Genomic DNA, 15110 nt, shown 5'->3' with positions numbered 1-15110 from the left:
AGAAATACTCTCGGATAGCGAGAAATACTCTCGGATAGCGAGAAATACTCTCGGATAGCGAGAAATACTCTCGGATAACGCAATTCACTCTCGGATAGCAAGAAATACTTGCGGATAAGCATAAAAAAAGCTGCCGAGTTCGAATCGGCAGCCTCAAATACTAAATTACTTTAACCCATTTTCAAGTATAGAAAGCATTTCTTTCTTGTCTTCCTCAGAAGAATTTTTCCAAATCACTTCAAATAACACGCCCAAGCCAGGTAGCATTTTTTCTTCACCATTTTGAATGGCATCAACAATTGTATCTTCTAATTGATCTTGGGAGTTACCAGTAACATTGTGAATAATAGCATTTCGCAAATTTAAATTCATCATCACACACTCCTTTTTCATCATACATTTCTTTAATATGATTTCTATATTTGGTTTTATTATGTATTTTTTTTGGGATATAATGAGGAAAAACACTAGAGGAGCACAAACTTGAAGCATATTGAATCCATTCAAAACCCTAAAGTAAAACAATGGAAAAAGCTGTTAACGAAAAAGGAGCGGGATAATTCCGGAACCTTTTTAGTCGAGGGCTTTCATTTAGTCGAAGAAGCATTAAAACAACATGAGAGTGTAATCGAAATTATCGTATCTGATAAGACAGGTCTCCCGCCCCGCTGGGATTCTGGGGAAGTACCGGTCACCCTAGTTACCGAAGAAATTTCAAATTCATTATCTGACACAGAGGCACCACAAGGGATTTATGCCGTTTGCCGTCAGGTTCAGTTAGAAGTACCGAATGCAAGGACTTACTTGCTAATTGATGCAGTACAGGATCCAGGAAATCTAGGTACAATGATTCGAACGGCAGACGCAGCTGGCATTGACGCAGTAGTCGTAGGAAAGGGAAGCGTGGATGTTTTTAATTCAAAGGTACTTCGATCGGCACAAGGCAGTCATTTTCACCTGCCTATCATAAGAGGCGATCTTCATGATTGGGTCGAAAAGCTGAAAACGAAAAATATTTCGGTTTATGGTACAGCACTTGAAGGGGCTTCTGCATATACTGATATTTCAACAGATGAAACCTTTGCATTGCTTGTCGGCAATGAGGGCAGCGGGGTTAACAAAGAGCTGCTTGAAAAAACGACAGCAAACCTGTATATTCCCATCTACGGTAAAAGTGAATCACTCAATGTCGCAGTAGCAACAGGCATCCTGTTATATTTTTTAAAAAAATAGACGATACTAGTTTGAATCATCAGGTAAAGTATTATATAATAATTTACATTATTGAAAAATACAAAAGACGATGACGGAGAAAAGTATCTTTTCAAAGACCATGTAGGGAGAAAGTGCCGAGACTGAAAGCACTTTTATGGGAAGGATAAGAGAAGTTCACCTCCTGAGTTGGCACCGGGACCATTTCAAATAGAAATGTAAAGGTGCACCGGCCAATGCCGTTATCTCAATGAAGCGAACACATGTGTTTTATACATACCGTGTTTACAAGGGTGGTACCGCGACTATAAACCTCGTCCCTTTCCAGGGATGGGGTTTTTTTGTTTTGAGAAAGTTCCCGCCTAAATTTACACATTAATAAAGGAGGAAATATGATGCAAGAACGATTAAAGGAATTGCAGCAGGAAGCTATTCAAAGTATTGAACAGTCTTCAAGCTTAAAAGAATTAAATGACATCCGTGTTGCCTACTTAGGAAAAAAAGGTCCAATTACCGAAGTCCTTCGTGGAATGGGTAAGCTGTCAGCAGAGGAGCGCCCAATGATGGGAGCACTTGCAAATGAGGTTCGAGAAGCCATTGCTACTATTTTAGAGGCAAAACAGAAGGATTTAGAAGAAGCTGCCATATTAGAAAAACTAGCTTCTGAATCGATTGATGTTACACTGCCAGGAAGACCAGTTAAGGTAGGAAACCACCATCCACTAACAAGAATCATTGAAGAAATAGAAGATTTATTTATTGGTATGGGTTATCAGGTGGCTGAAGGTCCTGAAGTAGAGCAGGATTATTATAACTTTGAGGCTTTAAATTTACCGAAGGGTCACCCAGCACGCGACATGCAGGATTCCTTCTATATTACAGATGAAATTTTACTGCGCACACATACATCACCCGTTCAAGCGCGGACAATGGAAAAGAATCAGGGTAAAGGCCCAATCAAAATTATCTGTCCGGGTAAAGTGTATCGCCGTGATAACGATGATGCGACACACTCCCACCAGTTCATGCAGATTGAAGGCCTTGTGGTTGGAGAAAACATCCGCATGAGCGACCTTCATGGGACATTAGAGATTTTTGCGAAAAAAATGTTCGGTGATGACCGTGAAATCAGATTGCGCCCAAGTTTCTTCCCATTCACTGAACCATCTGTTGAAATGGACATTTCCTGTATGATTTGCGGTGGACACGGCTGTAATGTTTGTAAGAAAACAGGCTGGATTGAAATTCTTGGAGCAGGAATGGTTCATCCAAACGTTCTTGAAATGGCTGGCTACGATTCTAAAAAATACACTGGATTTGCATTCGGTATGGGTCCAGAGCGAATTGCGATGTTGAAATACGGTGTCGATGATATTCGCCATTTCTACACCAACGATGTACGTTTCTTAAAACAGTTTTCAAAACACGAGTAGGAGGAGATCGCGTTATGTTCGTTTCATATAAATGGCTCCAGGATTATTTAGATTTATCCGGAGTATCGGCTGATGAGTTAGCTGAAAAAATTACAAAAAGCGGGATTGAGGTTGAGGGTGTAGATGTCCTTAACGAAGGTATTACGGGAGTAGTAGTTGGTCACGTTGTTGAGCGTGTACAGCATCCAAATGCTGATAAATTAAGCAAATGCCAAGTAGATATTGGTCAGGGGGACCCTGTTCAAATTATTTGCGGCGCACCTAATGTCGCACAAGGACAAAAGGTTGCAGTGGCAACCGTTGGCGCTGTATTACCGGGTAATTTTAAAATTAAGCGTGCGAAGCTTCGTGGTGAAGAATCAAATGGAATGATTTGCTCACTAACTGAGTTAGGCATGGAAGCGAAGATTGTACCGAAGGAATATTCTGAAGGGATTTTTGTTTTTCCACAAGACGCAGAGGTTGGAGCAGACGCAATCGCGTTATTAAACCGTAATGATGAAGTTCTTGAGCTTGGCTTAACGCCAAACCGCGCGGATTGCTTGAGCATGCTTGGTGTGGCTTATGAAGTTGCTGCGATTCTTGGAAGAGAAGTAAAGCTTCCGGAAATCGATCTTCAGCCAGTAAATGAAAAGGCAACAGATTATATTACCGTAAAAGTTGAAGCAAATGAGGATAATCCTTTATATGCTGCAAAAGTGATTAAAAATGTAAAAATCGGACCAGCGCCGCTATGGATGCAAACAAGACTAATGTCTGCGGGAATTCGTCCTCACAATAATGTCGTCGATATTACCAACTACATTTTAATAGAATATGGTCAGCCGCTGCATGCATTTGACTATGATCGTTTAGGGTCAAAAGAAATTCTTGTTCGCCGTGCACATGATGGTGAAAAATTCACGACGTTAGATGATGCTGAACGTACATTAACCTCTGATCATTTAGTAATTACAAATGGAACAGAACCAGTTGCATTAGCAGGTGTAATGGGCGGAGCTAATTCTGAGGTTACTTCAGACACAACAACCGTATTGTTGGAGGCGGCTTATTTTACAGGAGGAACTGTAAGAAAAGCATCGAAGGACCATGGATTACGAAGTGAGGCTAGCGCTCGTTTCGAAAAAGGTGTCGACCCCAACCGCGTACGAGCTGCGGGTGAGCGTGCTGCATATTTGATGGCAAAATACGCTGGCGGCGAAGTATTAGAAGGTGCCTCGGAGGTTGATACACTTACAGTTGAACCAGCAGTGGTTTCAATTACTTTGGAAAAAATAAATAGTGTCATCGGAACAAACCTGACTGTGTCAGAGGTTGAAGCAATTTTCGAACGCCTTCAATTTGCGGTAACTAGTGAAGGTGAAACGATTACGGTTACAGCTCCAACACGCCGTGGTGACATTAAAATCGAAGAAGACTTAATTGAAGAAGTTGCGCGTCTTTACGGCTACGATAATATTCCTAAAACATTGCCAATCGGTTCGGCTACACCAGGTAAATTATCGGACTATCAGGAAAAACGCCGCGTTGTCCGCCAATATTTAGAAGGTGCCGGCTTGTATCAAGCGGTAACGTATTCGTTAACAAGTGAAGAAAAAGCAGCACAGTTCGCACTTGAGAAACGTGATTTCATTCGCCTAGCAATGCCGATGAGTGAGGACCGCAGTATTTTACGCCTTAGCATCATGCCACAGCTGTTGGAAGTTTTAAAATACAACAGTGCTCGTCAAAACGACAGCCTAGCTGTTTATGAAACAGGAGCTGTATTCTTAGCTAATGGAAACGAAGTATTACCTGAAGAGCAGGAGCATTTAGCTGGTGCGATTACAGGTTTATGGCACAGCCATTCTTGGCAAGGTGAGAAAAAGGCTGTTGACTTCTATGTATTAAAAGGTATTTTAGAAGGATTATTTGCCAAACTTGGTCTGACTGAGAGTGTGACTTATGTTCAGGCTAAAGTTGATAATATGCACCCAGGACGTACTGCTGAAATTCACTTAAATGATGAGAGAATCGGCTTCATAGGTCAGGTACACCCAACCATGCAAAAAGAATTAGATTTAAAAGATACCTATGTGTTTGAGTTATCATTAAAGGCTATTCTTGAGGAAGCCACTGCACCGCTAAGATACTCCGGAATTCCACGTTTCCCATCAATCACAAGAGACATCGCTCTTGTCGTGGATAAAGAAACAGTCGCTGGAGTATTAAGGGATATTATCCAAACCGCTGGTGGAAAGCTTCTAAAAGAGGTAAATGTGTTTGATCTATACGAAGGTGAACGCATGGAGGAAGGCAAAAAGTCCATCGCGTACTCATTGAAATATATGGATCCAGAACGCACATTAACAGACGAAGAAGTAACAAAAGTCCATACTCAAGTACTAGAAGCCTTGAAAGAAAAAGCTTGTGCAGTATTGAGAGGGTAAAAATAGATTCAAAAATGACCTAGTGATCAATCCACTAGGTCATTTTTATGCATGCTGTAGGTGAAAGAAATTGAGTGAAAAATGAAATTTGGTCAATAAAGGTAGCTTGGACCAAATCGAAACCGATTAAATACAAAAAAGTGATCACATGAAAAGATTCACTACATTACCCTCTCTTTTTATTCACTAAATTCATCGCTTTATCGGTATTTGCAAAATGCAGCTTCACAAACTGTGGCAATACTTCTCTACCTTTTTTCAAAATCAATTTTGCAGCGGCCTCATCCACCTGAGCCCCTGCGCCTTTTGGAATCTTAAATCCTGCCGAATCACTAAGCTTGTCAATATACTGAACAAAAGCATAACGTGCGAGGATGGATGCTGCAGCTACGGCAAGATGGATACCTTCCGCCTTTGTGCTGAAATAAACATTTTCCTTCGCAACACCTTTTTGATTTTTAACATGCTGAAAATAGGTGCTTCCTTGAACAAATTGGTCAATCAGAATCGCTTCAGGTTTAACAGGTGAAATTTTCTCCAGCACATTAAGGATGGCTTGATTATGGAGGATTGCTTTCATTTTACCCTGGGACATACCTGTCTGCTGAAGCTGATTATATTTTTCATTTTTTAGTGTCATTAGGCTAAATGGAACTACATCCTTGATTACCTTTGCAATTGCAATGATTTTATCGTCATTTAAATCCTTTGAATCCCTAACACCTAATTCCTTTAATAGGGGAATATCTTCTTTTCGTACATACGCGGCAACGACAGTAATCGGGCCGAAAAAATCACCGGTACCGACCTCATCTGAACCAATTACCGACATTTGACTGATTCCACTCGGTACATTCCCTTTAGGAGCACTTGTTTTAGTAGGTGCTGTGCTTTTTGCTGCTGCCACACCCCATCTACTCGCTTCTGTTTCACAGCCACTCCCTTGAAATAAAACTTTACCGGACTTATAGGCAGTAATCGTAGAGCCTGAAGTCTTGGCAGCAAACACACTGCCAGGAGGAGCTTTATCTAGTAAATTACCGTCGTAATAGCTTTTCATTTTATTAATTTCAGACATGTTTAGATTTAACACAACATTTCCCATTTCAAAAACACTCCTCGACAATTTTCTAGAAAAAGGTAAAATTACTCCAAATCAAACTGTTCTACTTTTCGACACATATCTGTTCGTGTTATATTATAAAATAGGGATTTCTTCGAATCGAATGGAGGCAGTAATTTGTCAAATACAGAGAAAACCAGAACAACCGTTGATATATACGGACAGCAATACGTTATTTTAGGGACTGAATCCCAAAATCATGTTCGACATGTCGCTTCATTAGTTGACAAAAAGATGCGCGAAATTGGTTCTAAGAATCCATCTCTAGATGTAAGTAAACTGGCTGTATTAACAGCATTAAATGCCGTCAATGATTATATTATTATGAAGGAACAATTAGAGGTGCTGCAATCTGAATTACAAAGGAAAAGGACTGAATAAGTCATGTTGGATTTAGCAATTATTATTTTATTAGTTTTTGGTTTTTTTATTGGTTTAAAAAGAGGCTTCATTTTGCAGTTAGTCCATTTAACAGGTTTTATTATTGCATACATAGTGGCAAATTTATACTATGATGATTTGGCTCCAAGACTAACGCTATGGGTCCCCTATCCGAATCTTGGTACAACTTCCCCTCTAAAACTATTAAGTGAGAATGGAAATTTAGAGGATGCCTTTTACCGCGCCATTGCATTTGTTATCATTTTCTTTGCGGTAAAGATTCTGTTACAAATAATTGGCTCCATGCTTGATTTTATTGCCCATTTGCCAATCCTTAAGCAATTAAATGTCTGGGCAGGCGGCATCCTTGGTTTTGCCGAAGTCTATCTATTACTCTTTATTTTATTATATATTGCTGCGCTTGTTCCAATGGAAGTTTTGCAAAAACCTTTGGATGATTCCATTATGGCGAACTTGATTGTGAATCATACACCATTCTTATCACAGCAAATAAAAAGTATGTGGATAGAATATACAGCTGCATTAACTTCTCTCTAGGAGAGAAGTAGGTCTTTAACTTCTCTCTAGGAGAGAAGTTGCTCTTTAACTTCTCTCTAGGAGAGAAGTAGGTCTTTAACTTCTCTCTAAGAGAAGTTTTTCTATTAAAAGGTTAAAATAATAGCAAGGTGGGTGGAAATGATGGAGGTAAATAAAAAGGATTTAATTCGCTTATTAGAAACAATCGCGGTATATATGGAGTTGAAAGGTGAAAATCCCTTCAAGGTTTCTGCCTTTCGAAAAGCCGCATCAGCACTTGAATTTGATGATCGCAGTTTGTCTGATATCGAGGATTTTACCAAGTTATCAGGAATCGGCAAAGGGACCGGAGCTGTTATTGAAGAATACATAAATGAAGGCACTTCCACAGTATTGGAGGAATTGAAGGAAGAGGTTCCAAAGGGGTTAATTCCTTTATTACAATTACCAGGGCTCGGCGGGAAAAAGATAGCTAAGCTTCACAAAGAACTAGGAATAGAAGATGTCACAACCTTAGAAGAAGCTTGTAAAGCAGGGAAAGTCCAAGCACTAGCAGGTTTCGGAAAGAAGACAGAAGAAAAAATCCTAAGTGCTATCGCCAATGTGGGTTCAAGGCCAGACAGACTACCTCTCGCCTACATGCTGCCAATTGCACAGCAGATTGAGGAGAAGCTAGCTGAACTTCCTGAGATTCATAAATTCTCTCGGGCTGGAAGCTTACGAAGAGTGCGAGAAACAGTGAAAGATCTAGATTTTATTATTTCGAGCGAGCTGCCTGAAAAGGTGAAACAGTTCTTGCTGGAATTACCCAATATAAAAGAAACCATTGGTGCTGGAGATACTAAGGTATCACTTGTTTTTGGCTTTGATTATGATGTTTCAGTCGATTTTCGAATCGTTAAACCAGAGGAATTTATCACGACTCTTCACCATTTTACGGGTTCAAAGGACCACAATGTCCGAATGAGACAGCTTGCAAAAGAGCGCGGTGAAAAAATAAGTGAGTATGGTGTGGAAAATGTCGAGACAGGTGAAATCCTAACTTTTTCTTCAGAGGAAGAGTTTTTTAAGCATTTTGACCTGCCTTTTATTCCTCCTGAAATAAGAGAAGATGGCAAAGAAGTGGAGGATTTTTCAGCCCACGAAGACTTAATCGAGCTTAGTGATATAAAGGGCGATCTTCACATGCACTCAACCTGGAGTGATGGGGCTCATTCGATTGAGGAAATGGTTGAAGCTTGCATTGCAAAGGGTTATAAGTATATGGCAATTACTGACCACTCCCAGTATTTAAAGGTGGCAAATGGACTGACACGCGAGCGGTTATTGCAGCAAAAAGAAGAAATTAAGAAGTTAAATGAGAAATATGATGATATTCTAATCCTATCAGGTGTTGAAATGGATATCTTACCAGATGGCACACTAGATTATGAGGACGACCTCCTAGCTGAAATGGATTTCGTCATTGCATCGGTACACTCAGCTTTTTCACAGCCAAGAGAAAAAATAATGGAACGCCTAAGTACAGCATTAAAAAATGCACATGTGGATTTAATTGCCCATCCCACTGGCAGAAAAATTGGTCGTCGTGAAGGTTATGATGTTGATATCGATATGCTGATAGAGTTAGCAAAAGAAACGAACACGGCTTTAGAGCTTAATGCCAATCCAAATCGATTGGATTTAAAAGCTGAATATTTACGAAAAGCGCAGGATGCAGGTGTTAAGATATTTATTAATACGGATGCCCATAAAAAAGAAACGCTATCACATATGGGGGTAGGCGTTTCAACAGCTAAAAAGGGATGGATTAAAAAATCATCAGTGATCAATGCGCTTGAACCGAAAGACTTACTAGAGTTTTTGCATAATCGAAAATAGGGGGTTCATCTCCATGCAAGAAAGAACGTTAAAGGTATTGGAATTTACCAAAGTGAGAGACCAGCTCATCGAGCATGCAGCGTCATCACTTGGAATAGATAAGTTAAAAAGATTGGTCCCATCTACTGATTTTGAAGAAGTAGTAAAGCTTCAAGCAGAAACAGATGAGGCCACGACCGTTTTACGAATAAAAGGAAACATCCCGTTATCAGGCATTCATGATATTCGTGCACATATTAAGCGCTCTGTTATTGGTGGAGTCCTCAGTTCACATGAGCTGATACAGGTGGCTAACACCATCCGTGCAAGCCGGCAAATGAAGCGATTTATAGAAGATATTGCCGAAGAAAGAACCGAAATTCCCATTTTATTGGAGCAGGTCGACCGGATTATTCCTTTAGTAAATTTAGAGGAATCGATTAGATATGCAATTGATGAGAGTGGCGAAGTTCTTGATAGCGCGAGTGAACTGCTGCGCACGTTAAGGCACCAGCTGCGCTCGAATGAAGCGCGTGTACGTGAAAAACTAGAAAGCATGATTCGCTCCTCAAATGCTGCAAAGATGTTGTCGGACTCTATCGTCACGATCCGTAATGACCGCTTCGTTATTCCTGTTAAACAAGAGTATCGCGGTCACTATGGAGGAATTATCCATGACCAGAGCTCATCGGGTCAGACTCTATTTATTGAACCACAAGTCATCGTCCAGCTAAACAATCAATTACAAGATATAAGAGTAAAAGAACAGCTTGAAATTGAAAGAATATTATCGGAGCTTTCTGCGAAGACTGCTGAATTTGAGTCAGAGCTGCAAGTAATTGTAGAAATCCTGGGCAATCTTGATTTTATTTTTGCAAAGGCAAGATATGGCCGTAAGATGAAAGCAAGTATGCCGCTCATGAATAATGAAGGACGAATCTCCCTATATAAAGCCAGACACCCGTTAATTCCGATGGATGAGGTGGTCGCCAATGATATTTTGCTTGGAAAGGATTATACAACGATTGTAATTACCGGACCAAATACAGGCGGTAAAACCGTTACCTTAAAAACGCTGGGATTATGTTCGTTAATGGCCCAGGCTGGCTTGCAGGTTCCTGCCTTTGACGGCTCAGAGCTTGCTGTATTTGATGCCATTTATGCTGACATTGGTGATGAACAGTCGATTGAACAAAGCTTAAGTACGTTTTCTTCCCACATGGTAAATATCGTGGATATTTTGGAGAAGGTTGATTTTAATACCCTAGTCCTTTTCGACGAGCTTGGTGCTGGCACAGACCCGCAGGAAGGTGCTGCGCTTGCGATTTCCATCTTAGATGAGGTGCACCATCGAGGAGCAAGAGTCATTGCAACCACGCATTATCCAGAATTAAAGGCCTATGGCTATAACCGCGAAGGTGTTCTCAATGCCAGTGTGGAATTTGACGTTGAAACCTTGAGCCCTACTTACAAGCTGCTGCTAGGTGTACCAGGACGAAGCAATGCGTTTGAAATTTCTAAACGATTAGGCTTAAGCGATTCAGTGATTCAGGCGGCAAGATCTCATGTCAGTGAAGATACCAATCAAATTGATAAGATGATTGCCTCGTTAGAAAGCAGTAAGCGTCAAGCAGAAACCGAACAGGAAGAAGCACGTGATTATTTAAGACAGGCCGAAAAGCTCCATCAGGATATGCAAAAGCAGATGATTGAATTTTATGAGAACAAAGACTCTATGCTTGAAAAAGCGGCTGAACAAGCTGGTGAAATTCTTGAAGAGGCAAAGAGTGAGGCAGAAAAGGTTATTCGTGACCTTCGTAAAATGAGGATTGAGAAGCATGCGGATATCAAGGAACACGAATTAATTGATGCAAAGCGACGTCTTGAAGCCGCAGCACCAGAAATAACTAAATCCTCTAAACTAATCAATAAGAAAAGTAAGAAGCATACCTTCACACCTGGTGATGAAGTGAAAGTCCTGACATTTGGACAAAAGGGTACACTTCTAGAAAAAGTGTCAGACAACGAATGGCAGGTGCAAATCGGAATCCTAAAAATGAAGGTAAAAGAAAAGGATTTAGAGTATATCAGCACACCAAAGCCAGTAGAAACAAGACCGATGGCAATTGTTCAAGGCAGAGACGCGGATGTAAAGCTGGAATTAGATTTGCGCGGAGAAAGATATGAAGCAGCACTCTTAAGAGTGGAAAAATATATAGATGATGCGTTATTATCAAACTATCCTCGTGTATCGATTATTCACGGGAAAGGCACGGGCGCATTAAGACAGGGAGTCCAGGAGTATTTACGAAGTCACCGTTCTGTAAAGAAAATTCGCTTTGGAGAAGCAGGTGAAGGCGGTTCTGGTGTTACCATAGTCGAATTTAAATAAATATCCGGGGAGAATAGGGAATGAACCAGTTTTGGAATAACGTGTATATTCAAAGTGCTGCCAATTATAGTGTAGTCATACTATGTGTGGTTGTCTTTTTAGCCATTTTTGAATTAGTAACGAAATATAAAAATTGGGAAGAAATCCAAAAGGGCAATATCGCTGTAGCTATGGCGACCGGAGGGAAAATATTTGGGATTGCCAACATTTTCCGCTATTCCATTGAACAAAATGATTCTTTGGTAACGATGATTAGCTGGGGAGTATTTGGCTTTGTGCTATTACTGGTTGGATATTTTATCTTTGAATTCTTAACACCTAAATTTAATATTGACGAAGAAATTAAAAATGATAATCGCGCGGTTGGTTTTATTGCTATGATTTTGTCAGTCGGATTATCATATGTAATAGGTGCGGGAATATCGTAAGGGGAGAAAAAAAGTGGAGACATTAGCCAAAGTACTTTTTGGTTTATGCGCCTTATTCTTACTGATTGGTTTGGGGTACATGTTGTTTTTTTAACAAGAAAATCATCGTATCACTTTAGAAAGGAAACAGCGTAATTGCTGTTTTCTTTTTTTATGGGTAAAAATAGTTATAATGTTCTACCAAAGATCGTCCCCAAAAACCGTGATTGGGCAGGAAGAACTAATTTTCTGAATTTTCATTGACAATGATAATCATTTTCAATTAATATTTTCATGTAATCAATGTTCTGACAGTCAGGAGCTGATCAATATAAAGAGAGATGAAGATTTTGAAGCAATTTTGCAAGACAGGGAATATCATAGATTCATATCATTCAGACATGTGACTGGAAAAGATATAGATATCCTGCATACTTGGATGCAGCTTCCGCACGTTGCCCCTTTTTGGAAGCTGAACGTGAGTAGAGACCGGTTTGCCTGCTATTTGGACCGAACGCTTCACGCAAAAAATAAACGGGTTTTTCTCGTTTATGTAGATGATCTCCCTGTAGCTTACCTGATGGCGTACAGCATTTTTCAAGATCCCATAAAAGACTATTACGAAGCAAAGAGCGGTGATCTTGGCATGCATTTGCTAATCGGGCCAAGAGAATTCTTAAATAAAGACGATGGGCTTATGCTCATAAGAGCCATGACGGCCTTTCTTATGAAAAAATATGAGTGTGGACGCATCATAGGTGAGCCTGATGTAAGAAACCGAATTGTCATTCCGATTTTAAAGAGAATCGGCGGAGAAAGATTTGGCACTATCACGATGCCCCATAAGAAAGCAGCTTTAATAATAGGTGACAGAAATCGTTTTTACCGCTATTTAATGACGAAAGATGTTGAATTTAGGAAAGAGCCTAAACTGGAAGAGGACACTTTTTGGAAAGCAGGAGCGCCATGTGAAAAGGAACCATCCAATTGATCAGGATCTATCAGACTTGCTTGGACGTATCAGGGAAAAAATGATGGAACTTAAGCATCCGCCATTGGAGGAACTGACGCCTGAACAGTCGCGATTTTTTTATAAAGAAGCAAGAACATTTTTCAACCCGTTTGAGTCAGACGGCATTCAAACCCATAATGTCTACGTTGGTGAAGGGAATATCCCTGTCAGGATTTATCAGCCGGCAGGAGCCGAAGAACTGCCGGTTTTTCTTTTCATGCATGGAGGGGGATGGGTCTTTGGAGATTTAGACAGTGCGGACTCATTATGCACGTATTTTGCAAAGAATGCGGAGTGTCTTGTGATTTCAGCAGGTTACAGGCTTGCTCCTGAACATCCGTTTCCGGCTGCCCTGCAGGATGTCATGGTTGTGGCACAATGGGCGCTGCAAAATGTCCGGCACTGGAACGGAAATCCTGCACAGATGGCGATTGGAGGCGAATCGTCTGGAGCGAATCTTGCAGCTGCGGCAGTCCTCTGGATGAAGGAACTCGGAAGCTGTCCTTTTCAACTTCAAGTCCTAATTACGCCTGTACTTCGTCATCAATTTGAAACGGATTCTTATCAATCTGGGTATGCATTTAATCTGACAAAAGAAAAAATGGAGTGGTTTTGGAACCATTACGTAACCGATGCGAGACAGGGAAGCCATCCATTTGCTTCTCCTCTGAATGCAAAAAGTCATAAAGATGTGCCGCCATTGCTTTTGGTAACGGCAGAATATGATCCGTTAAGAGATGAAGGATTCCAATATGCGGAAAAACTAAAAAACGAAGGGATTCATGTGAAGCATCTGCATTACAGTCAGCTCGTTCACAGTTTTCCAAATATGATCGGCCAGGTAAAAAGTGCAGATTCAGCCATGATCGAACTGGCCGGAACTTTAAAAACGATGCTAAGAGACCGTTTTTTATTTTTAATTGAGAATGAGAATTATTCTCGAATAGAAAGGTGATTATATATGCTGACAAATGAATTCTACCTAAATAGTCAAAACAAAAGGGAATCGAATGCAAGATCTTATCCGCGCAGAATCCCGATTGCCATCAGTGAGGCAGAAGGGATTTATGTAAAAGACGTGGAGAACAAAACGTACATAGACTGTCTGGCAGGAGCAGGCACACTTGCACTTGGCCATAACCATCCTGTTGTGATTGAAGCAATAGAAAATGTAATCAAAGGGAAACGCCCGCTTCACACACTTGATCTTACGACTCCAATGAAAGAGGAGTTTGTGGAAGAATTGTTTGATGCACTGCCGGCCTCATTTGCAGAAAATGCGAAGATTCAATTTTGCGGCCCATCTGGTTCAGATGCGATTGAAGCAGCAATGAAGCTTGTGAAAACGGCAACTGGTAGGGGAGGAATGCTTTCGTTTCAAGGCGGATACCACGGAATGACTAATGGATCCCTCAGCCTCATGGGGAATCTTGGTCCGAAGACGAAAATTCCGAATCTGATGTCTGATGTTCACTTTCTTCCTTTTCCATATGCATACCGCTGTCCGTTTGGCATTGGGGGAGAAGAAGGAGCAGCAGTCGGATCGACATTTATTGAACGGACCTTGAATGATCCGGAATCAGGGATTGTTAAGCCTGCAGGAATGGTCATGGAAGTTGTCCAGGGTGAAGGAGGTGCCATACCTGCACCTAATGAATGGGTGAAGCAAATCCGCAGGATTACTACTGAACAGCAGATTCCACTTATTGTAGATGAAGTGCAGACAGGATTCGGGCGTACGGGAAAAATGTTTGCATTTGAACATGCCGGCATTACTCCTGATGCGGTTGTTTTATCAAAAGCAATTGGCGGTACTCTTCCTCTTGCAGTCGTTGTTTATCACAAAGATTTAGACCAGTGGGAGCCTGGAGCACATTCAGGAACCTTCCGCGGCAATCAGTTGGCCATTGCAGCAGGTACGGCAACAATCAAGTTTATTAAGCGGGAAAAACTTGACGAGCAGGCAGCTCTGCTTGGAGACTTCCTCATGCTGCGCTTAAAGGAAATGAAACAAGATGTCCAATCCATTGGTGACGTCCGAGGTTTAGGTCTTATGGTTGGAGCCGAAATCGTCAACAAAACCGCTCCTGCAGATGAACTCGGAAGTCACCCTGCAAACCCGCAGCTGGCCAAGAAAATACAGCAGGAATGCTTTAAACGAGGGCTGATCCTGGAGCTTGGCGGCCGCCACGGAAGTACCGTCAGATTCCTGCCTCCGCTGATTATCACAAAAGAGCAGCTTGAAACGGTGTGCGATCTGTTCTTCGAAGCGGCTATGGCAGCGGAAAAGGCGCTTATGCCAAGTTTTGTATAGGAAGTGAAGA

At 41.1% G+C, this 15110-nt stretch carries 13 protein-coding genes and 1 other annotated feature; of the genes, 11 read left to right on the top strand and 2 right to left on the bottom strand.

The genetic code is table 11. The features are described 5' to 3' along the window. Positions 1–165 precede the first annotated feature (165 nt). A complete protein-coding gene (sspI, locus tag CHI06_RS12420; RefSeq protein ID WP_095248869.1) occupies positions 166–372 on the bottom strand; it encodes a small acid-soluble spore protein SspI in 207 nt (68 codons plus the stop codon). A 111-nt stretch (positions 373–483) separates the two neighbouring features. Here sspI and CHI06_RS12415 point away from each other — a divergent pair, with 111 nt between their 5' ends. From CHI06_RS12415 to pheT, 3 genes are all read left to right on the top strand, one after another. After that, a complete protein-coding gene (locus tag CHI06_RS12415) occupies positions 484–1233 on the top strand; it encodes a TrmH family RNA methyltransferase (RefSeq protein ID WP_095248868.1) in 750 nt (249 codons plus the stop codon). Positions 1234–1294: 61 nt separating this feature from the next. Further along, positions 1295–1537, top strand: a binding site (T-box leader). A gap of 70 nt (positions 1538–1607) precedes the next feature. Next, complete coding sequence (gene pheS / locus CHI06_RS12410; RefSeq protein WP_095248867.1) at positions 1608–2645, top strand: phenylalanine--tRNA ligase subunit alpha; 1038 nt, start codon at positions 1608–1610, stop codon at positions 2643–2645. Positions 2646–2659: 14 nt separating this feature from the next. After that, the gene (pheT, locus tag CHI06_RS12405; RefSeq protein WP_095248866.1) at positions 2660–5074 is read left to right on the top strand and encodes a phenylalanine--tRNA ligase subunit beta; all 2415 of its coding nucleotides are present in this window, start codon (positions 2660–2662) and stop codon (positions 5072–5074) included. A gap of 166 nt (positions 5075–5240) precedes the next feature. Here pheT and rnhC read toward each other — a convergent pair whose 3' ends face one another. Further along, positions 5241–6179: a ribonuclease HIII gene (rnhC, locus tag CHI06_RS12400; RefSeq protein WP_095248865.1), complete on the bottom strand. Its 939-nt coding sequence runs from the start codon at positions 6177–6179 to the stop codon at positions 5241–5243. A 135-nt stretch (positions 6180–6314) separates the two neighbouring features. Here rnhC and zapA point away from each other — a divergent pair, with 135 nt between their 5' ends. From zapA to CHI06_RS12360, 8 genes are all read left to right on the top strand, one after another. Further along, entirely contained in the window at positions 6315–6578 is a 264-nt protein-coding gene (zapA, locus tag CHI06_RS12395; RefSeq protein WP_095248864.1) for a cell division protein ZapA, read from the top strand. Positions 6579–6581: 3 nt separating this feature from the next. Further along, positions 6582–7136: a CvpA family protein gene (locus CHI06_RS12390; RefSeq protein ID WP_095248863.1), complete on the top strand. Its 555-nt coding sequence runs from the start codon at positions 6582–6584 to the stop codon at positions 7134–7136. Between the two features lie 141 nt (positions 7137–7277). After that, positions 7278–8996, top strand: a complete 1719-nt coding sequence (gene polX / locus CHI06_RS12385) for a DNA polymerase/3'-5' exonuclease PolX (protein ID WP_095248872.1) — start codon at positions 7278–7280, stop codon at positions 8994–8996. Positions 8997–9009: 13 nt separating this feature from the next. After that, positions 9010–11367 carry an endonuclease MutS2 gene (locus tag CHI06_RS12380; protein ID WP_095248862.1) on the top strand — a complete coding sequence of 786 codons (2358 nt, stop codon included), beginning with the start codon at positions 9010–9012 and terminating at the stop codon, positions 11365–11367. A 20-nt stretch (positions 11368–11387) separates the two neighbouring features. Continuing rightward, positions 11388–11795 (top strand): DUF350 domain-containing protein, encoded by a 408-nt coding sequence (locus tag CHI06_RS12375; RefSeq protein ID WP_095248861.1) that lies wholly within the window; start codon positions 11388–11390, stop codon positions 11793–11795. Between the two features lie 382 nt (positions 11796–12177). Further along, positions 12178–12765: a GNAT family N-acetyltransferase gene (locus CHI06_RS12370; RefSeq protein WP_095248860.1), complete on the top strand. Its 588-nt coding sequence runs from the start codon at positions 12178–12180 to the stop codon at positions 12763–12765. Next, positions 12743–13741, top strand: a complete 999-nt coding sequence (locus tag CHI06_RS12365) for an alpha/beta hydrolase (protein WP_206021189.1) — start codon at positions 12743–12745, stop codon at positions 13739–13741. Before CHI06_RS12370 ends, CHI06_RS12365 begins: the two co-directional genes overlap by 23 nt. A gap of 6 nt (positions 13742–13747) precedes the next feature. Next, positions 13748–15100 (top strand): aspartate aminotransferase family protein, encoded by a 1353-nt coding sequence (locus CHI06_RS12360; RefSeq protein ID WP_095248858.1) that lies wholly within the window; start codon positions 13748–13750, stop codon positions 15098–15100. Positions 15101–15110: the final 10 nt, after the last annotated feature.

Origin of the sequence: Bacillus sp. 7884-1 (assembly GCF_002272245.1) — a bacterium.
Classification (GTDB): Bacteria; Bacillota; Bacilli; order Bacillales; family Cytobacillaceae; genus Neobacillus.
Note: the sequence above shows the minus strand (reverse complement) of the source record. Positions and strands in the feature narration are given on the sequence as shown.

Coding starts and splice junctions, on each gene's coding strand:
- sspI (WP_095248869.1), bottom strand. CDS start 372: ATGAATTTAAATTTGCGAAATGCTATTATTCACAATGTTACTGGTAAC.
- pheS (WP_095248867.1), top strand. CDS start 1,608: ATGCAAGAACGATTAAAGGAATTGCAGCAGGAAGCTATTCAAAGTATT.
- pheT (WP_095248866.1), top strand. CDS start 2,660: ATGTTCGTTTCATATAAATGGCTCCAGGATTATTTAGATTTATCCGGA.
- rnhC (WP_095248865.1), bottom strand. CDS start 6,179: ATGGGAAATGTTGTGTTAAATCTAAACATGTCTGAAATTAATAAAATG.
- CHI06_RS12390 (WP_095248863.1), top strand. CDS start 6,582: ATGTTGGATTTAGCAATTATTATTTTATTAGTTTTTGGTTTTTTTATT.
- polX (WP_095248872.1), top strand. CDS start 7,278: ATGGAGGTAAATAAAAAGGATTTAATTCGCTTATTAGAAACAATCGCG.
- CHI06_RS12380 (WP_095248862.1), top strand. CDS start 9,010: ATGCAAGAAAGAACGTTAAAGGTATTGGAATTTACCAAAGTGAGAGAC.
- CHI06_RS12375 (WP_095248861.1), top strand. CDS start 11,388: ATGAACCAGTTTTGGAATAACGTGTATATTCAAAGTGCTGCCAATTAT.
- CHI06_RS12360 (WP_095248858.1), top strand. CDS start 13,748: ATGCTGACAAATGAATTCTACCTAAATAGTCAAAACAAAAGGGAATCG.